This window comes from Acidovorax sp. sif0632, from assembly GCF_019218805.1.
In the GTDB taxonomy this organism is placed as follows: domain Bacteria; phylum Pseudomonadota; class Gammaproteobacteria; order Burkholderiales; family Burkholderiaceae_C; genus Acidovorax; species Acidovorax facilis.
The window spans coordinates 944,637-968,900 of record NZ_JAHUWW010000002.1 but is presented as its reverse complement, the minus strand read 5'-3'; the positions used below and the strand labels follow the sequence as shown (position 1 = coordinate 968,900).

General features: G+C 65.4%; 17 protein-coding genes. 9 read left to right on the top strand and 8 right to left on the bottom strand.

The features are described 5' to 3' along the window. Positions 1–75: 75 nt before the first annotated feature. Positions 76–1,260, top strand: a complete 1,185-nt coding sequence (gene bktB / locus KW832_RS09695) for a beta-ketothiolase BktB (protein WP_055397440.1) — start codon at positions 76–78, stop codon at positions 1,258–1,260. Positions 1,261–1,436: 176 nt separating this feature from the next. Next, positions 1,437–2,420: a tripartite tricarboxylate transporter substrate binding protein gene (locus tag KW832_RS09690; RefSeq protein ID WP_218299696.1), complete on the top strand. Its 984-nt coding sequence runs from the start codon at positions 1,437–1,439 to the stop codon at positions 2,418–2,420. A 190-nt stretch (positions 2,421–2,610) separates the two neighbouring features. On the opposite strand, the gene KW832_RS09685 is transcribed toward KW832_RS09690, so the two are convergent. The 4 genes from KW832_RS09685 to KW832_RS09670 form a co-directional block, all read right to left on the bottom strand. Beyond that, complete coding sequence (locus tag KW832_RS09685) at positions 2,611–3,048, bottom strand: universal stress protein (RefSeq protein ID WP_055397444.1); 438 nt, start codon at positions 3,046–3,048, stop codon at positions 2,611–2,613. 137 nt (positions 3,049–3,185) lie between these two features. Continuing rightward, positions 3,186–3,962, bottom strand: coding sequence for a 2OG-Fe dioxygenase family protein (locus tag KW832_RS09680; protein ID WP_218299695.1), 777 nt, complete (start codon positions 3,960–3,962; stop codon positions 3,186–3,188). Between the two features lie 143 nt (positions 3,963–4,105). Next, complete coding sequence (locus KW832_RS09675) at positions 4,106–4,597, bottom strand: hypothetical protein (RefSeq protein WP_228895041.1); 492 nt, start codon at positions 4,595–4,597, stop codon at positions 4,106–4,108. Between the two features lie 247 nt (positions 4,598–4,844). Then, positions 4,845–7,709 carry an EAL domain-containing protein gene (locus tag KW832_RS09670; RefSeq protein ID WP_255577599.1) on the bottom strand — a complete coding sequence of 955 codons (2,865 nt, stop codon included), beginning with the start codon at positions 7,707–7,709 and terminating at the stop codon, positions 4,845–4,847. 224 nt (positions 7,710–7,933) lie between these two features. Between KW832_RS09670 and KW832_RS09665 the strand changes: the two genes are divergently transcribed. Beyond that, complete coding sequence (locus KW832_RS09665) at positions 7,934–8,308, top strand: PilZ domain-containing protein (protein WP_218299694.1); 375 nt, start codon at positions 7,934–7,936, stop codon at positions 8,306–8,308. Positions 8,309–8,420: 112 nt separating this feature from the next. Here the strand turns inward: KW832_RS09665 and KW832_RS09660 are convergent, their stop codons facing one another. Continuing rightward, positions 8,421–10,106, bottom strand: a complete 1,686-nt coding sequence (locus KW832_RS09660; RefSeq protein WP_218299693.1) for a long-chain fatty acid--CoA ligase — start codon at positions 10,104–10,106, stop codon at positions 8,421–8,423. Between the two features lie 232 nt (positions 10,107–10,338). On the opposite strand from KW832_RS09660, the gene KW832_RS09655 reads away from it, so the two are divergent. Further along, positions 10,339–10,695 (top strand): hypothetical protein, encoded by a 357-nt coding sequence (locus KW832_RS09655; RefSeq protein ID WP_218299692.1) that lies wholly within the window; start codon positions 10,339–10,341, stop codon positions 10,693–10,695. 23 nt (positions 10,696–10,718) lie between these two features. On the opposite strand, the gene hrpA is transcribed toward KW832_RS09655, so the two are convergent. Continuing rightward, a complete protein-coding gene (gene hrpA / locus KW832_RS09650) occupies positions 10,719–14,798 on the bottom strand; it encodes an ATP-dependent RNA helicase HrpA (RefSeq protein WP_218299691.1) in 4,080 nt (1,359 codons plus the stop codon). A gap of 139 nt (positions 14,799–14,937) precedes the next feature. Here hrpA and KW832_RS09645 point away from each other — a divergent pair, with 139 nt between their 5' ends. The 4 genes from KW832_RS09645 to argA all read left to right on the top strand — a co-directional run bounded on the left by KW832_RS09645 (position 14,938) and on the right by argA (position 20,863). Beyond that, a complete protein-coding gene (locus KW832_RS09645; protein WP_218299690.1) occupies positions 14,938–16,800 on the top strand; it encodes a serine hydrolase in 1,863 nt (620 codons plus the stop codon). A 331-nt stretch (positions 16,801–17,131) separates the two neighbouring features. Then, positions 17,132–17,383, top strand: coding sequence for a hypothetical protein (locus KW832_RS09640; protein WP_218299689.1), 252 nt, complete (start codon positions 17,132–17,134; stop codon positions 17,381–17,383). A gap of 19 nt (positions 17,384–17,402) precedes the next feature. Next, positions 17,403–19,433 (top strand): AAA family ATPase, encoded by a 2,031-nt coding sequence (locus KW832_RS09635; protein WP_255577598.1) that lies wholly within the window; start codon positions 17,403–17,405, stop codon positions 19,431–19,433. Positions 19,434–19,516: 83 nt separating this feature from the next. Then, positions 19,517–20,863: an amino-acid N-acetyltransferase gene (gene argA, locus KW832_RS09630; RefSeq protein WP_055397476.1), complete on the top strand. Its 1,347-nt coding sequence runs from the start codon at positions 19,517–19,519 to the stop codon at positions 20,861–20,863. Here the strand turns inward: argA and bla are convergent. Continuing rightward, positions 20,850–21,764: a class A beta-lactamase gene (gene bla / locus KW832_RS09625; RefSeq protein WP_218299688.1), complete on the bottom strand. Its 915-nt coding sequence runs from the start codon at positions 21,762–21,764 to the stop codon at positions 20,850–20,852. The genes argA and bla overlap by 14 nt on opposite strands. A 96-nt stretch (positions 21,765–21,860) precedes the next feature. Here bla and KW832_RS09620 point away from each other — a divergent pair, with 96 nt between their 5' ends. After that, positions 21,861–22,775 carry a LysR family transcriptional regulator gene (locus tag KW832_RS09620; RefSeq protein WP_218299687.1) on the top strand — a complete coding sequence of 305 codons (915 nt, stop codon included), beginning with the start codon at positions 21,861–21,863 and terminating at the stop codon, positions 22,773–22,775. 82 nt (positions 22,776–22,857) lie between these two features. Here the strand turns inward: KW832_RS09620 and adeC are convergent, their stop codons facing one another. Then, positions 22,858–24,264: an AdeC/AdeK/OprM family multidrug efflux complex outer membrane factor gene (gene adeC / locus KW832_RS09615; protein WP_218299686.1), complete on the bottom strand. Its 1,407-nt coding sequence runs from the start codon at positions 24,262–24,264 to the stop codon at positions 22,858–22,860.

Here is a 24,264-nt window from a genome sequence, read left to right as displayed (position 1 = left end):
TTTATAGCTGCTCGCGCTTTCTGGATAAGCGCTAGCGGCCAATTTAGCCTCAAATTCATCTGAAAGGACCTCCCCATGACCCGTGAAGTCGTCGTCGTCAGCGCAGTGCGCACCGCCATTGGCACCTTTGGTGGCAGCCTCAAGGACGTGCCTCCTACCGAACTGGGCGCACTCGTGGTGCGCGAATCGCTTGCACGTGCCAACGTGGAAGGCAAGGACGTGGGCCACGTGGTATTTGGCCATGTGGTCAACACCGAGCCCAAGGACATGTACCTGTCGCGCGTTGCCGCCATCAATGGTGGCTGCGGCGAAGGTACGCCTGCTTTCAACGTGAACCGCCTGTGTGGCTCGGGCCTGCAGGCCATCGTCAACGCCAGCCAGTCCATCCTGCTGGGCGACACCGACGTGGCGATTGGCGCCGGCGCTGAAAACATGAGCCGCGTGCCCTTTGCCAGCCTGAACATGCGCTGGGGCGCCCGCATGGGCGACACCAAGATGGTGGACATGATGATCGGCGCTCTGCACGACCCTTTCCACAACATCCACATGGGTGTGACGGCCGAGAACATTGCCGCCAAATGGGGCATCACGCGTGAAGACCAGGACAAGCTGGCGGTGGAAAGCCACAACCGCGCCGAACGCGCCACGCAAAACGGCGTGTTCAAAGACCAGATCGTCCCCGTCACGCTCAAGAGCAAAAAGGGCGACGTGTTGTACGCCACCGACGAGCACTTCCGCCCCGGCGCCACGATGGACGACCTGGCCAAGCTCAAGCCCGTGTTCATCAAGGAAAACGGCACGGTGACGGCCGGCAACGCCTCGGGTATCAACGACGCCGCCGCCGCCGTGGTGCTGATGGAAGCCGGTGCCGCCAAGGCCCGTGGCGCCAAGCCCCTGGCACGCCTGGTGGCCTACGCCCACGCAGGTGTAGACCCCAAGTACATGGGCATCGGCCCCGTGCCAGCCACGCAGCTGGCACTGAAAAAGGCGGGCCTCACCGTCAACGACCTGGACGTGATCGAAGCCAACGAGGCTTTTGCCGCCCAGGCCTGCGCAGTGACCAAGGACCTGGGCCTGGACCCTGCCAAGGTCAACCCCAATGGCTCGGGTATTTCGCTGGGCCACCCTATTGGCGCCACCGGCGCGCTCATCACCGTGAAGGCCATCCACGAGCTGCAACGCATCCAGGGCCGCTACGCGCTGGTGACCATGTGCATCGGCGGCGGCCAGGGCATTGCAGCGATTTTTGAACGCATCTGACCTCCCTGCGGGTGGGAACACTGCCATCGCCACCCGCGATGCTGCCCCCCGCCATTGGCAAGGCGGGCGCCTCCGGTCATCAGCGATCATTGGCGCCCGCTGACCCAGATCAGCCAGGTGGCGTGTGCCCAGCCACCGCCTGCACATTCCATGAACCGACGGAGACAAACCACACCATGATTCGCACCCTGCTTTCCTTCACCGCGATCGCTTTTGCCGTGGGCACCACCGCGCACGCCCAGGCACCCGCACCGGCTGCGGCCTACCCCACCAAGCCCATCCGCCTGATCGTGCCCTTCCCGCCCGGCGGCGGCACCGACATTCTCTCGCGCCTGGTGGCCAACAAGCTCACCGAAAGCGCCAAGTGGACCGTGGTGGCCGACAACAAGGCCGGCGCGGGCGGCACCATCGGCATTGGCGAAGCTGTCAAGGCCGCGCCCACGGGCTATGACCTGGTGATGGGCCAGAAGGACAACCTCGTGATCGGCCCCTGGCTGTACAAAAACCTGCCCTGGGACCCCACCAAGGACCTGACCGCCATCGCCCACGTGGCCTACACGCCCGTGGTCATCGCCACCAGCGTCAACTCCAAGTACAAAACGCTGGCCGACGTGGTGGCCGCCGCCAAGGCCTCGCCCGGCACCATCACCTATGGCTCGCCCGGCAACGGCACGTCCATCCACCTGGCGGGTGACCTGTTCGAGAAGGCCGCAGGCGTCAAGCTGAGCCACATCCCGTACAAAGGATCGAACCCCGCGTTGATGGATGCGCTGGCGGGCAACGTGGACCTGCTGGTCTCGTCCCTGCCCTCGGCCATGGGCCAGATCAAGGCAGGCAAGCTGCGCCCGCTGGCCGTCACGTCGGCCAAGCGCAGCTCGTCGCTGCCCGAAGTGCCCACCGTGGCCGAGTCGGGCTTCAAGGACTTTGATGTGAGCACCTGGTACGGCGTGTTTGCCCCAGCCGGTACACCCGCCGCCGTGGTGACCACCGTGAACGCTGAAATCAACAAGCTGCTGGCCACGCCCGACATGAAGGCCGCCATCCAGGCCCAGGGCGCCGAGCCCGAAGCCATGTCGCCCGCACAGTTTGGCACCCTGCTCAAGACCGACTACGCCAAGTGGAAGGGCATCGTGGAAGCCTCCGGCGCAAAGATTGAGTGACGCCCTGAGGCGCTTCGCGCCTTCCCCCTGAAGGGGGACGCACCCGGTGGCCTGGCGGAGCCAGATCCACGGGTGCACTGGCGAGGGGCGTGCCTGTTCCACGAGCTGTGGGATGCGGATGCGCAGCGTTATCGAGAACTGCCATGAAAAACGGCCCCGTAAGGAGCCGTTTTTTTAAGGAGCAACGCCCTCAGTCGCGCACCACCAGCACGGGGATGTGCACTACACCCAGCACGCGCTGCGTGACGCTGCCCAGCACCAGCTTTTCAAGGCCGCGCCGACCGTGGGAACCCATCACGATGAGGTCGGCGCCCGTGCTCTCCAGCGCGCGCAGGATGCCGTCGTGCACGGCATGGCCCTCGCCCACCACGGTGGTCACAGCCACACCGGCTTCGGCCATGGCTTTGCGCGTGGCTTCCAGGGCCGCGTTGGCTTCGGAGGTAGCAGCATTGATGTACTGCGCCTGGCCATACGCAAAATCGGCCCCCACGCCGGTGAAGGGATAGGGGTCTACGACGTAGACCGCCGTCACGGCGCTGCCAAAGGTCTTGGCCAGCCCGGCCGCCTTGGACACGGCCAGCATCGAGGTGTTGGAACCATCGACTGGAACCAGAATGTGCTTGAACATGGTGCTTCTCCTTGGGTTGATAGGTGAGTCAAGCTTGTGGCCCGACTTCTTGAACCAGAGTGTGAACCGCCACCATACCCCGCATCTTGATTCGCATCAAATCGGCTGCACACATGCGCTGCTGCAGGCGCTTGTGTTCAGGCTGCCGGGGTCTGCCCCACCACGTCCGCCCCCTGAAAGTTGCCTCGGCGGCAGGTGACCACCAGGGTGTCGCGGTACCCGCCTTCGGCCAACGGCTGAATAGGGGTGGACTCGTGGATCATGCGGGCATCGTCCAGCAGCAGCAAAGACCACGGCTCGGTCAGCGTAAAGCGCTGGCCGCTCGGGCCTGCGGCCTCGAACACGCGCGTCTCGCCGCCCTTGACGCCCTCGCGCCCCACCAGGAAGACGGCCACCAAGTCCACGCCATCGCGGTGCGCCCCCTCGGGCGTGGGCCGGCCAATGCCGTCGGTGGTGTCGATGCGGAACTGGTGCGCCTCGATGAACCAGGGCACGGGCGCCTCGGACGGAGCAAACACGGCATCGGACACCCCGGCCAGCGCAGCCAGCAGCTGCTGCCACACCGGCTGGGCCACGGTGGCAACCTCCATGGGCGCAAACCAGCGCTCCATGCCGCCATGCAGCGCGTTGTATTCCACAGGTTGCCAGTGCGCCCGGTGTGGTGCCTGCTGCAGTTGCCCGCCCTGCACCACAAAACACGCATGGCGGCGGCGCCGGTAGCGGCCACCGTCCTTCAGAAAATCATCGGGCGGCAACGCCGCCCAGTCGCCACTCAGGGCCATCAGCGACGAAAGACCGCAGCCCACCCAGCGGGCCACATCGGCAGGCGACAGAACGGCGTAGCCCGCCTTGCGGAGCTGGCTCGCCACATCGGAGGGAGCCGTGAACGGAGGAGAAAAAGTGACTTGGGCCATAGAAGCCCGAGCTTAACCGCTGGCGCCGCAGGTCTTCTGCGGTGGCTCAAGCAAGGTGCGGCAGGGCCTGCCACCTGCGTGGCACCCCGCAGCACTGCGATATCGGCCTTCCCCCTCAGCCGTTAGCCGCTCGCCGTTAGCCTTCAATCGCGGTTGCCGTGGCCCTTGCCGTTGCCATGGCCGCGCCCCCGGTCATGGTCACGGTCGTGCTTGCCACCGTGGCGGTGGTCGTCGTCCCAGCGGCGGTCATCGCGGCCGTGGGCACGGGGTGGAGGGCCACGGCGTGGTGGTGGCTCCTGCACAAAATACACCGGCTGGTTACAGGCGTTGTAGCGGCCACAGTGTTTGCCCCAGTTCTTGGCATGGCCGGGCGGCACATACAGGTAGATGGGTGCCCGTGGCACCACCACTGCCGGGCGGTGGATGATGACCGGCTCGGCGTAGATCAGCGGCGGCGGTGGCGCATTGCCGATGTTGATGCGGCCGTACACGCCGGGCGCCAGTTCGCCGCCCACGGTGGCGTTGACATAGGCCTGCGCGTGGGCGCCGCCAGCGGCTGCCAGCAGCAGCGCGGCCATCGCGCCAGACAGGAGAAGACGGAGTGAGTGCATCGTGGTCATGGTGGTGTTTTTCATGGGGGACTCCTTGCTTTTGCCAACCGGAGCCGCCACCCGTTGGGCGGCTGCGGTAGGCTGGCCCTGGTTTGTAACAAGGCCTGCCACACCCTACACCGCGCAGGGTGCACAGGATGTAAGGAAATGGCGACAGAACCCCTTGCCGGCCTCGCAGGGGTCAATTTTACAAGCAAAATTTGCTTCTAGCGCTTACCTATCAAGCGCTAGCAGCTATCAAAACAGAAGCACCCTCCAACAACAGACGGCCCTACACCACCGCCCCTGCCGGCGCCTCCCGCAGTGCGCTGGCAGGTCCGGGCCGCCCAAACAGGTAGCCCTGCCACATGTGGCAGCCCAGGCTGGCCAGCATGTCGCGCTGCTCGCAGGTTTCCACGCCTTCGGCAATCACGCCCAGGTCCAGGCTCTGGGCCAGGGTGACGATGGTGCGGGCAATGCTGGCATCGTTGGCGTCGGTGAGCAGGTCGCGCACAAAACTCTGGTCGATCTTGAGCTGGTCCAGCGGCAGGCGTTTGAGGTAGCTCAGGGACGAGTACCCGGTGCCGAAGTCGTCGAGCGAAAACCCCAGGCCCAGCGCCCGCAGCGTGGTCATGCGCTCGATCGTGTCCTCCACGTCGTCAAGCAGCAGGGTCTCGGTCAGCTCCAGCTTCAGGCGCTGCGGGTTGGCCCCCGTCTCTTCAAGCACGCCCAGCACCTCGTCCACAAAGTGCGGGTGGCGGAACTGGCGCGCGCTCACGTTGACGGCCAAGGTCCAGGGGGCGGTGGCCGGGTCTTTTTCCCACTCCACCAGCTGCAGACAGGCAGTGCGCAATATCCACGCCCCCAGCGGCACGATGAGGCCCGAGGCCTCGGCCACCGGAATGAACTCGGCCGGCGACACCAGCCCCCGCTGCGGGTGCTGCCAGCGCACCAGCGCCTCGGCCCCCACCATGCCGTGGGCTTGGCTGATCTGGGCCTGGTAGTGCAGCAGGAACTGGCCGTCACGCAAGGCCTCGCGCATCCCGGACTCCAGGGCCGTGCGCGCCGTGACGGCGGCCTGTGTGCGCGGATCAAAGAACCGCATCGTGTTGCGCCCGGCACCCTTGGCCTGGTACATGGCCATGTCGCCCCGCTTGAGCAGTTCGTCCACTGAGCCCTGCGCATCGGCATACAGCGCCACGCCGATGCTGCACGAGCTGTGGTACGTGTGCCCCCCAAGCGGATAGCCTTGCGCCAATGCGAGCAGCACCGCGCGCCCCACGGTTTCTGCCTGGGCAGCGGCCTCGTGGGCCTGTGGGCTCAGCCCCTCGATCAGCAGCACAAATTCGTCGCCCCCCAGCCGCGCCACGGTGTCGCCGCTGCGCACACAGCCGCCCAGGCGGGCCGCCACCTGGCGCAAGAGCTGGTCACCAAACTCGTGGCCCTGCGTATCGTTCAGATCCTTGAAGTTGTCCAGGTCCACAAACAGCAGCGCCCCGCCCGCACCGGAGCGCGCCGAGGTGGCCAGGCTGTGCTGCAGACGGTCGTTCATGAGGCGGCGGTTGGGCAGACCGGTGAGCGGGTCGTAGAACGCGAGCAGACGGATCTCCTCCTCGGCCGCCTTGCGGTGCGAGATGTCGGTCAGCGTGCCCACATAGTGCGTGACCTCGCCTTGTGCAGAACGCACAGCCGTCACCGTGATCCACGCGGGGTACACCTCGCCGTTCTTGCGCCGGTTCCACACTTCGCCCTGCCAGGCACCGGTGCTGCGCAGTGCACTGTGCAGGCCTTCGTAAAACTGCGCATCGTGGCGGCCAGACTGCAGCAATGCGGGGGTCTGGCCCACGAGCTCCTCCACCGTATACCCCGTGAGGCGTGCATACGACTGGTTGGCCTTGAGGATGCGCTGGTCCGGCCCCGTAACCACCATGCCCTCGAAGGACTCGAACACGGACGCCGCGATCCGCAGCGACTCCTCGGCCCGGCGGCGCTCGGTGATGTCGGTGGAGATGCCGCACAGCGCGTGGATGCTGCCGTCGGGCAGGCGAAGGGGAATCTTGACCGACAGGTAGGCACGGGTCACGCCATCGGCCAGGTGGGTATTGACCTCTTCCACCTCCAGCCGCTCGCCGTGCTCCAGCACGCGCCGGTCGTTCTCCTGAATCTGTACGGCAGTGGCCTGGTCAAAAAAAGCCGTGTCGTCCTGCCCCACCACCTCGCTCGCGGGCCGCCCGAACAGCTCCAGGATATGGTGGTTCGCATACTGGTAACGATAGTCCCGCCCCTTGATGTAGATGAAGGCACCCACACTGTCGAGGATGGCCGCCAGCTTCTGCTCGCTGACCTGAAGGTGGCGTGTGCGCTCCTGCACCTTGCGCTGCAGCACCACGGCCGAGAGTGCGGCCAGCAGCCCGAACAACGCCAGCCCCGCCACACCCCACCACGCCCAGGGGGGAATGCGCGCGCCCTGCTCCTGTCCGCCCCAGCGGCGCAGAACCTGGGTGTATTGCGTGTCGGCACCGCTGCGCCAGTCCTGCACTGATCGATCAATGGCATCCAGCACATCGGCGTTGCGTCCGAGGCCGGTGGCAAAGTACAAGGTGGCGGGCTGGAACACGATGCCCGAATCCGCCAGCCCATACTGGGCCGCATGAAAGTTGCCGAACAGGTGGTTGGCAATCACCGCATCCGCATCGCCATTCTGTACAAATTCGAAAGCCTCGGTCAGTGTGGACGCGTCGATCAGCAGCACCGCGATTCCAAAACTGTCCATCATGCTCTGGAAGGTTGCGCGCTGCACCGAGCCCTTGAGCACCGCCACACGCTTGCCCGCCAGGTCGAACATCGACTGGATGGAACTGCCCCGCGCGCGGTAGACCTGCGACCAGCTGTGCAGCACAGGCGAGGCGTGAAAGTCGAACAGCCGCTCGCGCTCGCGGGTGCGGGCGACGTCGGGCATCAGGTCAATCTGCCCGGCTGCCAGCGCATCCAGACAGTCCTGCCAATCGCAGGGCACATAGCGCAGTGTCCATTGCTCTCGGGTGGCCACCAGCTGAAGCAGGTCCACAAAGATGCCTGAGGGCTTGCCCTCCGCGTTCACAAACACCTTGGGTTCGTTGGAGTACACCCCCACGCGCAGTTCGCGCGGAGCCGCCATCGCAACGCCACATGCCCACAGCAACGCCAACAGCACTGCCCATCGCAGCCAGCCGACGCAATGGCTCCCGAACCGGTACACGCATGGACTCACAGCTTGGCCCTATCGAAATCAGGGAAATAAGACCCATGGTAACGAAAGCTTGCAAAAACATCCAAATGCAATCTGCCACCGCCGGGCTTGGAGTAGCATGTGCCCACCCCCGCTTCGCCCAGGAGACAGCGATGCCCCACGAACGCCGCCACTTTGTCCGCGTCGGCTTTGACGCACCGGCCCTGCTGACCACATCCACCGACGCATTCAGCGTGCATGTGCTGGACCTGTCCCTCAAAGGCGCGTTGATCATGGTGCCCGCGCAGGCCGACCTGGAGCTGGGCATGCTCTGCCAGCTGACCATTCCCCTGGCCGAAACCGGCAACCACATCGCCATGTCCACCGAAGTCGCGCATACCGAAGGCCTGCACACCGGCCTGCTGTGCCGGGGCATCGATCTGGACAGCGTGACCCACCTGCGCCGCCTGATCGAACTGCAATTGGGCGACCCCGCCTTGCTGGAGCGGGATCTGGGCGAGCTGACGCTGGCTACGCCATCCCACTGACCCGGCGCATGGAAAAAGGGCTACCGATGGCAGCCCCTGATTCCGATTCCCGGCCTGGCCACACGCCCATGGGCCACAGCCACAGCCACAGCAACTGCTACTGCTACTGCCCCTACTGAGCCTCCTGCTCCTGCAGCGCCCGCCACATCACCTTGCCACTGCCACTCTTGGGCAACGCCGCCACAAACTGCACAATGCGCGGCACCTTGTAGACCGCCATGTTCTCGCGGCACCAATCGATGATCTGCTGCTCGGTCGTGTCCTGGTGCGTGGCGCGCAGCACCACTACCGCCTTGACCGTCTCGCCCCGGTAGCTGTCTTTCGCGGCGATGATGCAGGCCTCCTGGATGGCCGGGTGGCGGAACATCAGCGCCTCCACCTCGGCGGGCCATACCTTGAAACCGCTCGCGTTGATCATGCGCTTGAGCCGGTCGGTCAAAAAGAAATAGCCGTCCTCGTCCATGCGCCCCAAGTCCCCCGAACGGAAGAACCGCTTGCCCTCGAACTCGATGAAGGCCGAGGCCGTGGCATCCGGCCGCTTCCAGTAACCCTCGAACACCTCGGGGCCATGGATGATGATCTCGCCCTGCTCGCCCACAGGCAGCTCCTGCAGCGTGTCGGGGTCGATCACCCGCGCGTCGGTGCTCATGAACGGAATGCCCAGGCACTGCTGCTTGGGGTGGTCGGGCGGGTTGGCGTGCGACGGAGCAGCTGTCTCGGTCAGGCCATAGCCCTCGGAATACCGCAGGCCATACTGCTCCAGCAAGCGCTGCGCCACGGCCTGCGGCATGGCGGCTCCACCACCACCGATATAGGCCAGGCTGGACAGGTCATAGCTGGCAAAGTTCGGGCTGCCCAGCAGGTCGATGACCATGGTGGGAATGTTGGTCCAGGTGGTGACCTGGTAGCGCGATATGAGGCGCCCGGCCAGGTCGCGGTCCCACCGGGGCATGATGACCAGCGTGGCGCCGCAGTAGATCGACGTGTGCATCACGCTCACCATGCCGGTGATGTGGAACATGGGCACCACCGCCAGCGTCACATTGTCGGCTGACCCATTGCCCCACAGGCTGGCGGCCACCGTGTTGTGCATGATGCTTTTGTGCAGGTGCATACAGCCCTTGGGCAGACCGGTGGTGCCACTGGTGTAGGGCAGCAGCGCCAGGTCGGCTGGGCCTACCGACAGGGCGGGTGGCGCTTCCGCACAGGCCAGGGCGTCCGTCCAGGCGTGGACCTGCCCGCCCTCCAGCGCAGGCAAGGGGTGGCGCGTGCCCAGCCAGTCCATCCAAGCCTCGGGCGGCGCATCCATGCCGGTCACGGCCACGTCGAACGCATCCGAAAACTGTGTGACCACCAGGTGCGCCAGGCGCTCACCAGGAACCAACGCATTGCTGGCCTTGGCCATCTCGGGGGCCAGGTCACCGGTGGTGATCGCCACCTTGGTGTCGGGATCGGTGATGTAGTGCTTGAGCTCCTCGGCCCGGTTCATGGGGTTGACCGGCACCACCACCGCATTGGCCCGCAGGATGGCGAAATGCGCCATCACCAGCTGCGGGCAGTTCTGCATGCACAGCACCACACGGTCGCCGCGCTGCACGCCCAGCTGGGCCAGCCGCGCGGCCAGGCGCTCCGCGCCTTCCATCAATTGCCGATAGCTGACCGTGGTCCCAAAAAACACCAGCGCCGCCTTGTCGGGGTAGCGGCGTGCATTGGTGGACAGGTTGTCCCACAGCGAGGTGGACGGCAGGGTGATGGACTTGGGCAGCCGGCGGGGCCAGAACTTGTAGTGAGCGCGCATGGAGCAGGGATTCCTTTGAAGAACACAGCCTAGTTCGCATGGTGCCCCACGGCATTGGGGATGGCACTGATGCTGCGTCGCGCATGTGACGCCGAGGTACCGGTCGCACGCGGCGCAGTGACCACAGGCTGGGGGCACAGCGCCAGCGCTTCTGGTGCGGCTGTGATCGAGATGTGTCGGCTACCATCGTCGCCACGCCGCTTGTTCCTCCTACCTACCAAGACTCGACGACATGCTGACCCTCGTCTACTACGCCCTGGTGCTCGCGGTCGGTTACTTCTTTTACCGGTACGGACAGAAGTTGCTCAACCAGGGCTTGCGCGACGAGAACGATGAGTTCACCAAACCACCTGTCGGGCCCATCGGCTTCTTGCTCGTTGCCGGTTTGGGTTGCTACCTTTTGTTCGAAGCCCTGCGCGCAGTGGTGCTGCGCGAAATTCCCTGCGTTGGAAAGGGCTGCGCCGGGCAGGTCTACACCCTGGCAGAGCATTCCGGCCAGTACTGGGCCAACCTGTTTTTTGTGGTGTGGTTGGTGCTCGCCCTGGGCTACACGATGTACGTGACGATCAAGATCTGGACCAGGGGGTAAGGCGCAGGCCTCCACCCCGGCCATCAGCTATTGACCTGCGCCCACAGCTTGTCCAACCGCTTCACGCTCACCGGCTGGGGCGTGCGCAGTTCTTGCGCAAAGAAGCTCACGCGCAGTTCCTCCAGCAGCCAGCGCAGCTCTTGCATGCGCGCATCCACCGCGCCCTTGCGCTCGGCCACCAGGCGCCAGTAGCGCTGCTCTTGCGGGCGCAGCTCGGCCAGCTTGGCAGCGTCACGGGCGGGGTCGGCGCGGTATTTATCAAGCCGCAGCGTGATGGCTTTGAGGTAGCGGGCGTAGTGGGCCAGTTGCGTCCACGGGGCCACGGCAATGAAGTTCTTGGGCACCAGGCGCTGCAGCTGCTGCAGTGCGTCCGCTGTGGCTTCGGGGGCGTTTTTGGTGTCCTTGATCTTGCGGGCGGCGGCTGCGTATTCAGTGAGGATGGTGGCAGCCAGGCGCGCCACCTCATTGGCGATCAACGTGAGGCGCCCCCTGCCCTCTTCTACGCGGCGTTTGAAGGCAACTTCGTCGGTCGGCAGCGGGTCGAGCAAAAAGGCCCGGTCCAGCGCCACGTCGATGATCTGGGTGCGCAGCTCTTCTTGTGTACCCAGGGGCATGTAGGCCACGGCCATCTTCTGCAGGTCGGGGATGTTTTTTTCCAGGTACTTGAGGGCGTCCTTGATCTGCAGCGCAAACAGGCGGCGCAGGCCCGCGCGGTGTTTGGCGGCGGCGACTTCGGGCTCGTCAAAAACCTCGATGGTCACAGCGTCGCCGCCGTCGATGAGTGCCGGAAAGCCGATCAGCGTCTGCCCGGCCTTTTTGATCTCCATCAGCTCGGGCAGCTCGCCAAACGTCCAGGTGGTGTAGCGCTGCCCTGCGGGGGTCGATGGGGTGACGCTCGCAGGTTTCGCGGGCGCGGGCGCTGCCCCCTTTACTCCTGATTTAGTAGCTGCTTGCGCTTTACCATCAAGCGCTGGAGGCATTTTTGACTCATTTTTTTCACTCTCTGCCGCCCCGCCACCGAGCTTGAGCCCTGCCAGCGCCTGGAATGCGCCACGCGCCTTGGCGCCCCATTCGGCCTTGAGCGCGCCCAGGTTGCGGCCGTGGCCCAGCTGGCGGCCGTGCTCATCCACCACGCGGAAGTTCATGAACAGGTGGGGGCTGAGCATGTCGAGCTTGAAGTCCGCCCGCTTCACATCCAGCGAGGTTTCGTCGCGCACCTGCTTGAGCAACACATCAGTGAGGCTACCGGTGCCAAAACGTTCGGGCGTGCCCAGCAGCGCGGCCAGACGGGTGGCGGACTCGGGCAGCGGCACAAAGCGGCTGCGTGGGCGCTGCGGCAGGCTTTTGAGCAGCGCCTGGATCTTGTCCTTGAGCATGCCCGGCACCAGCCATTCACAGCGCTCGTCGCTCACCTGGTTGAGCACGAAGAGCGGAATGGTCACGGTGATGCCGTCGCGCGCATCGCCGGGCTCGTGCAGGTAGCTGGCGGCGCAGTCCACACCACCGAGGCGCACGGTGCGTGGGAAGGCATTGGTGGTGATGCCTGCGGCCTCGTGGCGCATCAGTTCTTCGCGGGTGAGCTTGAGCAGATCAGGCTGTTTTTTACTTTCTTCGCGGTACCACGCCTCAAAGCTGTGGCCGCTGCATACCTCGGGCGGCAGCTGCTGGTCGTAGAAGGCGTAGATGAGTTCGTCGTCCACCAGCACGTCCTGGCGGCGGGACTTGTGCTCCAGCTCTTCGACCTTGGCAATGAGCTTCTGGTTGGCGGCCAGGAAGGGCAGCTTGGTCTCCCAGTTGCCACCCACCAGCGCCTCGCGGATGAACACCTCGCGCGCAGCGTGCGGGTCTACCTTGCCGAAGTTCACGCGGCGGTTGTTGTAGACCACGATGCCGTAGAGCGTGGCGCGCTCCAGAGCCACCACTTCCGCAGACTTTTTCTCCCAGTGCGGGTCAAGCAGCTGCTTGCGCAGCACATGCCCGCCAATCTGCTCCAGCCACTGCGGCTCGATGGCCGCGATGCCCCGGCCAAACAGACGCGTGGTTTCCACCAGTTCCGAAGCCACGATCCAGCGGCCGGGCTTCTTGTTCAGGTGCGCGCCCGGGTGCTTGTAGAACTTGATGCCGCGCGCGCCCAGGTACCAGTCTTCCTCGTCGCTCTTGGCGCCCACGTTGCCCAGCAGCCCGGCAAGCATCGACAGGTGCAGCTGCTCATAGCTGGCGGGCTGGGTGTTGATCTGCCACTTGTGCTCGGTGACCACCGTGAGCAGCTGGGTGTGGATGTCGCGCCACTCGCGCAGGCGGCGGATGCTGATGAAGTTCTGGCGCAGCAGCTGCTCGTACTGGCGGTTGCTGAGTTTGTGAGTCGCAGCGGGGACGGCGGCGGGTACAGCAGCAGGCGCTGCGGCAGGACTGCCCCCGCCACTGCGCTGCGCCACCGGCAAGCAGGCCTGCGAAGGCGCCTTCTGCGCGGCCATGGCCTTTTGCGCACGGGCCGATGGCAGGCTGGGCGCTCCGCCCCGCGCTTCGTTGATCCACTTCCACAGCTTGAGGTAGCCGCTGAACTCGCTCTTGTCGTCGTCGAACTTGGCGTGCGCCTGGTCGGCCTGCTGCTGCGCCTCCATGGGACGGTCGCGCACGTCCTGCACGCTCAGGGCGCTGGCAATCACCAGCACTTCATCAAGCGCCTTGCGGTCGCGCGCCTCGATGATCATGCGGCCCACGCGCGGGTCCAGCGGCAGGCGCGACAGTTCCACGCCCATGGGGGTCAGCTCGTTGGCGTCATCCACCGCACCCAGTTCAGCAAGCAGCTGGTAGCCGTCGGCAATCGCGCGGCCCGAAGGCGCCTCGATGAAGGGGAACTGCGTCACGTCGCCCAGGTGCAGCGACTTCATGCGCAGGATGACGCCTGCCAGCGATGACCGCAGGATTTCGGGGTCGGTAAAACGGGGGCGGCCATTGAAACCGGCCTCGTCATACAGGCGAATGCAGATGCCGTTGGCCACTCGGCCGCAGCGGCCAGCACGCTGGTTGGCGGCTGCCTGGCTGACGGGCTCGACCAGCAACTGCTCGACTTTGCTACGGAAAGAATAGCGCTTCACGCGCGCTGTTCCTGCGTCAATGACGTACCGCACGCCTGGTACGGTGAGCGAAGTCTCGGCCACGTTGGTAGCCAGCACGATGCGGCGGCCCGTGTGGCCGTCAAAGATGCGGTCCTGCTCCGCCTGGGACAAACGCGCGAACAGCGGCAGCACCTCGGCATTGCGCATCACGGGCTGGTGCGACAGGTGCTTGCGCAGGTGGTCGGCCGCTTCGCGGATCTCCCGCTCGCCGGGCAAAAACACCAGGATGTCACCGGCCGCATTGCCTTGCCACAGCTCGTCGACGCCATCGGCAATGGCCTCGTTCAGGCCGTAGTCGCGGCTTTCTTCAAACGGGCGATAGCGCTGCTCCACCGGGAAGGTGCGGCCCGACACCATGATGACGGGGGCCGGGCCCTTGGCCGACTCAAAGTGCTTGGCAAACCGGTCCGCATCAATCGTGGCCGAGGTAACGATGACCTTCAGATCAGGCCTGCGCGGCAGGATCTGGCGGATGTAGCCCAGCAGGAAGTCGATGTTGAGGCTGCGTTCGTGCGCCTCGTCAATGATGATGGTGTCGTAGTTTTTCAGCAGCGGGTCGGTCTGCGTCTCGGCCAGCAAGATACCGTCGGTCATGAGCTTGACGGAGGCATCGCGGGAGAGGCGGTCCTGGAACCGTACCTTGAAGCCCACCACATCACCCAGCGGCGTGTTCAGCTCTTCGGCAATGCGCTTGGCCACGCTGCTGGCCGCAATGCGGCGCGGCTGGGTGTGGCCGATGAGCTGGCCCTTGGTGCCTGGCCTGGCGTTGCACTTGCCTCGGCCCAGCGCCAGTGCAATCTTGGGCAACTGCGTGGTCTTGCCTGAGCCCGTTTCGCCGCACACGATGATGACCTGGTGCTTCTTGATGGCCTCCATGATCTCTTCGCGCTTGCCCGATACGGGCAGGGACTCAGGAAAGGTGATGCGCAGCGGCGCAGTGCGCGGGGCGGTTGGCAAGGGGTGGGGAGGCGCGGATTCGGTCATGGAGGGCTGCATTATCCGAGCCGGGCGTTGGCCGCGTGCAACACGGGCCATGCGCGCGGTTGCCAGCCCGGGTGCGGGGCTTCCACAATCGCGCCTCGACTGGCGATGCCTCCGCGGCCAATGCCCCCAGGAATACCGAATGCCCCGACAGCCATCCGCCCAGAACCTTGTTGATCAGCCCCGCCTTTTTCCTGCATCGCGCCGTGGTTGGCTGACCTGGGCGGGCACCAGCGCGATGGCTTCGCTGCTGCCCGGTTGTGGTGGCAGCAGCACTGCATCTCCCACCCTCACAACGACCATTGCCTGGGGGTGCAAGGAAATTCGCGAAGCCATGCAAAGCAGCAAGATGCGGGCGGCCTCCGTGGCACTGCTGTACAACGACCACATCGTCTGGCAAGAGGCCTTCGGTGCGCTGGATGCAAACGCCACCACGCCCGCAACGCCCGACACACGCTTTAACGTCGGCTCCGTCAGCAAGGTGCTCGCGGCGCTGGCCATCATGGTGCTGGTAGACCGCAGGCTGGTGCAGTTGGATGCTCCGGTGGTGGGCTACCTGCCGCAGTTCGCGATGCTGTCGCCGGGCTACCGCGAGATCACCGTCCGGCACCTGCTGAGCCATGCCTCGGGGTTGCCCGGCACCTACCTGCACAACATGTTTGCCTTTGCGCCGCTGCCGGGCTATGCCGCCGAGGTGGAGGCAGCGATGGCCAATGTGCACCTCAAGCACGCCCCCGGCACCATGGCGGTGTATTGCAACGACGGTTTCACGCTGATCGAGCGCATCGTGCTGGCCGTCACCGGGCAAACCTACCCGGCGTTTGTGCAGTCCGCCCTTCTCAACCCGCTGGGCATGGCCCGATCAGGCTATACGCTGCAGCCATTGCCACCGGGCAGCTTTGCCCCCGGCAGCATCAACGACGCGCCGCAGGGCCAGGAATTCGTGATGGGCTACGCCACGGGCGGGCTGTGCACCACACCCGGCGACATGATGAAGCTGGCCGCGATGCTCATCCAGGGCGGCGAGCACGATGGCCAGCGCATCGTGTCGAAAACCAGCGTGGCCGAGATGGGCAGGATTCAGAACCAGGGCATGCACCCCGGCCTCACCCCCGACTGGCAGTCGGGCCTGGGCTGGGACAGTGCGCGGCACCCGGGCTTGAATGCTGCGGGCGTGCTCGCGTGGCAAAAGAGCGGCGGCACCATGTTTTATTCCAGCGACTTCTGCGTGCTGCCCCAGGCGGGCATGGCGGTCATGATCACCGGCAACGCCGCCAGCTTCAAGCCGGGCCCGATTGCCGAGGGCATTGCGCTGCGCGCCTTGCAGGAGACAGGGCAATTGCGTGTACTGCCGCCCCGGGTCTCGACCGCCGCCCCCGCCATGGCCACCGCATCTTCCAGCGCGGTGGATGCCCTGCTCGGCATCTATGGCAACTATTCCGCGCCCATCAAAGCCGTCTCGCCCGATCGCCAACAGGTTGACCTGTGGTCGTGGAACCCAAAACTGCTGGACTGGAAAAACCTGAGCACCGGGCTTCGCCTGCGCAGCGATGGCTGGTGGTGGTCAGACGCCCAGCCTGGCACCCACTACCGCTGGGAGCAGTCCGAAGGCCGCCGCTACCTCCTTGCGCGCGAGGCCGCCACGGCGGGGCACTACTGGATCACCGTGCCCATCGGCCAACAGATGCCGCCCGCACCCGGCCCCCTTGCCGCCCCCTGGACTGCGCGGCTCGACAGCAACTGGCTGCTGACCAACGAAGCACCCACATCCATTCCGCTGGCCATTGGCGTGGGGGCCTCCAGACTTCGGGAGCTGCCCGAACTGCCCGGCTACCTGTTCTGGGACGAGAGCCAGTTCCTGCTGCCCTTGTCGGCGGACCGGGCCGGCATGACCGTGCAGGTGCCGCTCAACGCGGGCCGTGATCTGGTGGAACTCGTGGTGCAGACGCGCGACAAGGAAGAATGGATACACGCGGCTGGTTGGATCTACCGGCGCCAAGCCTGAAAACTGCGCTGTTCATCCCCCACCGCACTGTTCTTTTCAAGCGACAAATTCAGCCGATTGCGGCGCCTTCGGCTTGCCAAGCGCCGGGGGCATCGCCACAATTCGCGCTTCTTTCAGGCCGCGCCCGCCGCAACGGCAGCCCCTGAAAACACTGGAGGTCACCACCATGTTTGTTCCCTTGTTCGCTCCCGCCTGACCACAGTCCACCGCCCCGGCTGGACTGTGCATTCACAGCAAGTCCAGCCACGGCAAGCGCGTTCCTGCATCCATTCATTGCAGCGCACCACAAGCCCTGGCTCCATTGCCGGGGTTTTTTGTTTGTGGAGTGCACATGAGTGCCAAAAAACTGTCTCGGGCCTTCGCCCAGGGCGAGCTTAAAAAGCTGCGCCGCATGAAGGCGCCCCTGGTGTTGAAGCTCGAAGCCTCGGGCCCGCCCCGAAATCCTGTGGCCGCCGCGCTGGCCCAACGCAGCCTGTCCAGTGCGGCAGGCAAGCACATCCGAACCCGTGGCGCCCAGCGCCGTGCGGACAACGTCGCCCTGCGCAAGGCGATCCAGACATCCCGCTTCACCGAAAGCGACTGATACAAAACGATTGAAAACCATGGACCTTTCTACCCTTCAAGAAACCACGCCGCGCGAGCGGCACACACCGGGCGCTGCCCACCGGGAGCTGCTGGCCGAGCGGCAGCAGGTGCTGGCACAGGCCGCAGCGCAGCTCAAGGCCGAGCTTTTTGGCATCGACGACGTGATCGACCGCGTGATCGATGCCATCCGCGCCTGGTACGTATTGCCCCAGCTCATCACCCGCCCCGTCATCGTCTGCCTGTGGGGCCTGACGGGCACGGGCAAGACGCAGCTCACGCGGCGCCTGGCGCAGCTGCTGGGCTTTTACGACCGTTTTGTCGAAGTGCAGATGGACGGCTTCAGCCACGGCGCGAGCTACCGCAGCTCTTCCATCTCGGGCATGCTGGGCGACTCCGGCATCCACGAGGGCGCACCGGGCATGCTGGTGCTGGACGAGTTCCAGCGCTTTCGCACAGTGAGCACGAAGGGCGAGGAGGTCAAGGTAGAGCGCTACCAGGATGTGTGGACGCTGCTGTCCGACGGGCGCCTGCCGCCCGCTTTGAGTGCGCTGACCAACATCGAGCGCAAGCTGGCCGACGCGCACTACGAAGCCGAGCGCGCCGACGACAACGAGGAGGAGCGCGCCGGCAAGAAACCCTACCGCTTTCAGCTCGACGCCTGGGACGCGCAGGAACTCAAGCGCATGCTCAAGCTGCAAGAGCCACTTGCCGAGATCATGCAGTGGCCTCCCGCACAGGTGCAGGCCCTGTTCACACGGTTCCAGCAGTCGCTTTCGTCCTGGGAGACCGACTACAGCAAGCTGCTGGTGTTCGTCTGCGGCAACCTCGACGAGATGTACCACGAGACCGCGCAGCGCGTGGAAGACTGCGACACCGATGCCGACATCTTCCACCGCCTCACGCGCAAGCTCTCCCTCATCGATGTGAAGAAGGCGCTCAGCGAACGCTTCAAGCCTGAGCAGATCGCGCGGCTGGGCAACGAGCATGTGATCTACCCATCGTTCAACAAGGCCACCTACGAGCAGCTCATCCGCAACCTGTGTGCGCGGTATTGCGACGACATTGCCGCCCAGTGCGGCGTGCGCTTTGCCATCGGGCAGGACGTGCACGATGAACTGTATGCCAACGCGGTGTTTCCGGCCCAGGGCACGCGGCCGCTGTTCTCGTCGGTGCACGCCATCCTGAGCGCCAATTTGGTCAACGCCGCGCTCTGGGTGCTGGAACAGCAGCTGCCCCTGGCGCAGGACTTTGGCATCACGCTGGCGACCGACAAGCGCCATCTGGTGGTCCTGGGCGCTAGCGCCCAAGACATTGAGCAGCAGGCGCAATTTGCGGTGACGCTGGAGCTCAACCGCCTCAAGCAGCGCGCCAATGCCGACTTCCGCGCACTGCTGGCCGTGCACGAAGCAGGCCACGGGCTGGTCTACTGTCTGCTGTTCGGCCAGGCCCCGCAGGAGGTGAAGATCAACATCGCCTCGTTCGAGGGCGGCTACAACAGCTTTGCGGGCCTGAAGGTCACAACGCGGCAGAACGCGCTCGACATGATGTGCGTGGGTCTGGCGGGCCGCGTGGCCGAGGAGCTGGTGTTTGGTGAAATGGCCTGCACGACCGGCGCGGAGCAGGACTACAAGCAGGTCACGGCCGAGGCTGCGCGCTTCATCCGCCACCATGGATTTGGCACGCGACTGTCCCGCACCGACGTCACGGTGGAGCTGGACAACCACCTCAACACCGACGTGGAACCCAGCAACGCCGCCATCGAGGAACTGCTGCAGTCCCAATACCAGCGCGCCAGCGCCCTGCTGGGCCAGTACCGGGGTGCCCTCACCCGCCTGGTAGAGGCCCTGCTGGACCACGGCATGATCGCCCAGCCCGAGATGCAGGCGCTGATGGCTCAAAGTGGCGTGGCCATTGCGGTGGCAGCCCAGACGGGGCCTGACGAAGCTTTGATCCTGGAGCCCTTTGCGGCCCGGCTGGCGGCGTTTCGGCAACAAACCGGGGGCCAGGCTGCAACTGCCCCAGACAGCGAAAGCCCTGCATGCTTATGATGCGCGACTTGGCGGCCCTGCTCAGCTGCCTTTCATTGCCAGTTTTTCCGTAGCTCCAAGGCCACCCACCGCTCTCCACTGCCATGTCTGCCGTTTTCAACTTCACCTTCGTCCCCTGGTTCCGCTCGGTGGCGCCTTACATCCACAAGTTCCGCAACCAGACGTTTGTGATCGGGCTCACGGGGGAGGCCATTGCGGCCGGCAAGCTGCACAGCATTGCGCAAGACCTGGCACTGATCCAGGCCATGGGCGTAAAGATTGTTCTGGTACACGGTTTTCGCCCACAGGTGAACGAACAGCTGGCCGCCAAGGGCCATGCAGCCAAGTATTCGCATGGCATCCGCATCACCGACTCGGTGGCGCTCGATTGCGCGCAGGAGGCTGCGGGCCAGTTGCGTTATGAAATCGAGGCCGCCTTCAGCCAGGGGCTGCCCAACACGCCCATGGCGGGTGCCACCGTGCGGGTGATCTCGGGCAACTTCCTGACCGCGCGGCCCGTGGGCATCGTGGATGGGGTGGATTTTCAGCACTCGGGCCTGGTGCGCAAGGTGGACGTGGCGGGCATCCAGCGCACGCTGGACATGGGTGCGCTGGTGCTGCTGTCGCCGTTTGGCTTCTCGCCCACGGGCGAGGCTTTCAACCTGAGCATGGAGGAAGTGGCCACCAGCGTGGCCATTGAGCTGCGGGCCGACAAGCTGATCTTCTTGACCGAGGTGCAAGGCATCCGCATGTCGCCCACCGAGCCCGAGAGCGACGACAACCCCATCGACACCGAGCTGCCGCTGGCCGCCGCGCAAGCCTTGCTGGCGCAGCTACCGCCCGCACAGCAGCCCACGGACACGGGCTTTTACCTGCAGCACTGTGTGAAGGCCTGCAAGGCTGGCGTGGAGCGCAGCCACATCCTGCCGTTTGCGGTGGATGGATCACTGTTGCTGGAGGTGTATGTGCACGATGGCATCGGCACCATGGTCATTGACGAAAAGCTGGAAGAGCTGCGCGAGGCCACGATTGACGACGTGGGCGGCATCCTTCAGCTCATCGAGCCGTTTGAGAAAGACGGCACGCTGGTCAAGCGCGACCGCACCGAGATCGAACGCGACATTGCCACCTACACCATCATCGAACACGACGGTGTGATCTTTGGCTGCGCAGCGCTCTACCCCTACCCCGAGGCCAAGACGGCCGAGATGGCTGCCGTGACGGTGTCACCGCAAAGCCAGGGCACGGGCGATGGAGAAAAGCTGCTCAAGCGCATCGAGCAACGCGCGCGGCTGCAAGGGCTGGACAGTATCTTTGTGCTCACCACCCGCACCATGCACTGGTTCATCAAGCGCGGATTCCAGCCCGTGGACCCGGACTGGCTGCCCGATGCGCGCAAGCGCAAGTACAACTGGGACCGGCGCAGCCAGGTGCTGGTCAAGAAGCTCTGAACGTCTCGCGCGCCGCCGCCACGGCCCGCGCTACCTGCGCAATCGCCGCATCTCGCTGCTCGGGCTTGGCGGTAGACCGCGTGAGATAACACGTCACCAGCACCGGAGCGCCTCCAGCCGGAGGCCACATCACCGCCACATCATTGGCCGTGCCGCTGTCACTGGCAGTGCCCGTCTTGTCCCCCACCTTCCAGCCCGGCACACCCGCGCGCAGGCGCTTGTCGCCCGTGCTCGTCTCTACCAGCCAGCGCTGCAGCCAGGCGCGCGACGGGGGCGTGAGTACATCGCCCAGCACCAGCATTTGCAGGGTCTGCAGCATGGCCTGCGGCGTGGTCGTGTCGCGCGGGTCGCCCACCTTGGCTTCGTTCAACGTGGGCTCGGTGCGGTCCAGCCGTGTGATGCTGTCGCCCAGTGACCGCACAAAGGCCGTGAACCCCGCCGGGCCGCCGTGGCGCGCCAGCAGCACGTTGGCGGCGGTGTTATCGCTCAGGCTCACGGTGGCGGAGCACAGCTCGCCGACCGTCAACCCGCCCCCATCGCCCGCACGGGGGCCGCTGACGGGTGAATACGCCACCACATCGCCCGCAGCGTAGTGCACGCGGGCATCCAGTCGCTCCTTGCCCTGGTCCACCAGCGCCAGCATCCAGCCCGCCAGCACCGCCTTGAAAGTGCTGGCCATGGCAAAGCGCTCGTCCTGGCGCCAGCCCAACTGCAGGCCCGAGCCCGTGTCCAGCATGGCCACGCCCAAGCGGCCCTGGGCAGTGCGTTCGATGTTGGCGAGGGTCTCGTTCCATTCGCGGGTGGTCTTGTCGCGGTTCGCTGCGTTGCTGGTGGCCGCGCAACCCCAAAGAGGCATGGTGGCAGCCGCCGTCAAACCCAAGGAAAACTGTCGTCTTTGCATAAAAATTGGAGGTGAGTGAAGACAAGGCCTGAACGATAAAGAGCTTGAGCCCAAAGCACCATCGACAATAATTGCCGCCAGCCCCTAGAAAAACTTATGCATCTCCCGCTCAATGCCCTGCGCGCGTTCGAAGCCTCGGCGCGCCACCTCAACCTGACGCGGGCGGCCCAGGAGTTGCACGTCACGCAGACAGCGGTCAGCCAGCACATCCGCAAGCTCGAAGACCGCCTGGGCAAGCCACTGTTTCGCCGCCTGCCGCGTGGCCTGGCGTTGACGGACGAAGGGCAGGCGCTGCTGCCAGTGGTGACGGAATCGTTCTCCAACCTGGCGCGTGCCCTGGAAAAACTGGGCGACACCCGCCCGCGCGAGGTACTGACCGTGGGCGCCGTGGGCACCTTTGCCGTGGGCTGGCTGCTGCCCCGGCTGCGCGACTTTCAGCAGGCCTGCCCGTTTGTGGACCTGCGCCTGCTCACCCACAACAACCGGGTGGACATGGCGGGCGAAGGGCTGGACTATGCGATCCGCTTTGGTGACGGCGCCTGGCACGGCACCCACGCCGAACGCATCATGGACGCGCCCATGTCGGTGATGTGCACCCCGGCCCTGGCCCACGGCCTGCGCTCCGCCGCCGACCTGGCACGGCAACCGCTGCTGCGCAGCTACAGGGCGGACGAATGGGCCGCCTGGTTCGAGGCCGCAGGGGCGCCCTGCCCCGTGGTGCGCGGCGCCGTGTTCGACTCGTCCCTCACGCTGGCCGAGGCGGCGGCGCAAGGCGCCGGCATGGCGCTGCTGCCTGTGAAGATGTTCACACGCGAGCTACAGCAAGGGCGGCTGGTGCAGCCCTTTGCGCTGGAGTTGCATCGCGGTGCCTACTGGTTGACGCACTTGCAGTCGCGCAGCGAAACGACGGCCATGCAGGCGTTCCGGCAATGGCTGCAGGCCCAGGCCAGCATCCCCCTTGCGGCGGACGCTGTGGCTGAGGCTTCAGTCCAGAAAATTAAATCAAACTAGGGCCTAGCGCTTATAGATGAAGCCTTCATAGCTATAAAATATATAGCAACCTACAAAGCATGCGCCAGGAAGGGCTTCACATTCAAGACTGCGCAGCCGACCATCCCCCGCCCAGCGCCTTGTACAGCGTCACACCGTTGGTCAGGCGTGCCAGCCGGGTGCCTATGAGCGTCTGGCGCGCGCCGTACCACGAGCGCTGGGCGTCCAGCACATCGAGGTAACTGTCCACGCCCCGGTCAAACCGGGCCTGCGACATCTGCAGCACCTCGCCACTGGCTTGCACCAAGGCGTTCTGCGCCTGCAGCTGGTCACCCACGGCGCTGCGCTGGGCCAACGCATCGGCCACTTCGCGGAAGGCGGTCTGGATGGATTTTTCGTACTGCGCCACGGCAATGCCTTGTGCGGCGTTGGCGCTGTCGAAGTTCGCCTGGTTGGCCCCGCCATCAAAGATGGGCAGGCTGATCTGCGGCATGAAGCTCCAGGCGCCCGAGCCGGCCTTGAACAGGCTGGACAAATCTGCACTGCTGCTGCCCGCTGCGGCGGTGAGGCTGATGCGCGGATAAAACGCCGCCCGCGCCACGCCGATGTTGGCCGTGGCGGCCTTGAGCAGGTGTTCGGACTGCAGCAGATCGGGCCTGCGCAGCAGCAGGTCGGACGGCACACCGGCAGGCAGATCGGGCAAAGCATTCAACGTATCGCCCAACGCATCGGGCGCCAGAGCCTCGGGAACCGGCGTGCCCAGCAACAGGGCCAGGGCGTTGCGGTCTTGCGCCACCTGGCCGGTATAGCGGGCGACATCCACACGCGCGCTTTCCACGCTGGTTTGCAGCTGGCGCAGCGTGAGGGCCGAAGCGACGCCCAACGCATACCGTGTCTGGGTGAGCCGGTACGACTCGCTCTGGCTGCGCAGGGTTTCTTGTGCCAACGCCAGCCGTTCCAGGTCGGCGGCCCAGTTCAGATAGGCCGTGGTCACCTCGGCCACCAGGCTGATCTGCGTGGTGCGGCGGGCCTGCTCGGTGGCCAGAAACTGCTCCAGCGCCTGGTTGCTGAGGTTGCGCACACGGCCAAACAGGTCCAGCTCATACGCACTCACGCCCAGGTTGGCGCTGTACTGGTGGCTGGTGACGACGGTGCCCGTGCCGGACACGCTGGCTGGCGTGCGCGCTGCCGTGCCGCTGCCCGTGGCGTTCACAGTGGGCAGGGTTTGCGCGTCTTGCACGCGGTATTGCGCGCGGGCTTGCTCGATGTTGAGGACGGCCACGCGCAGGTCGCGATTGTTGGCCAGGGCCAGCTCGATCAGGCCGCGCAGCTTGGTGTCGGCAAAGAACGTGCGCCAGTCGATGTCGGCAGCAGAGCTGCTTTCAGGCGCCGCATCAGGATATGCCGCTGGCACAGGGGCGGCAGGCCGCTCGTAGGTGGGCGCCAGGTTGGCACAGCCCCCCAGCACCAAGGCAGCGGCCACCAGGGACAAAGTCAGGGAACGAGGCAT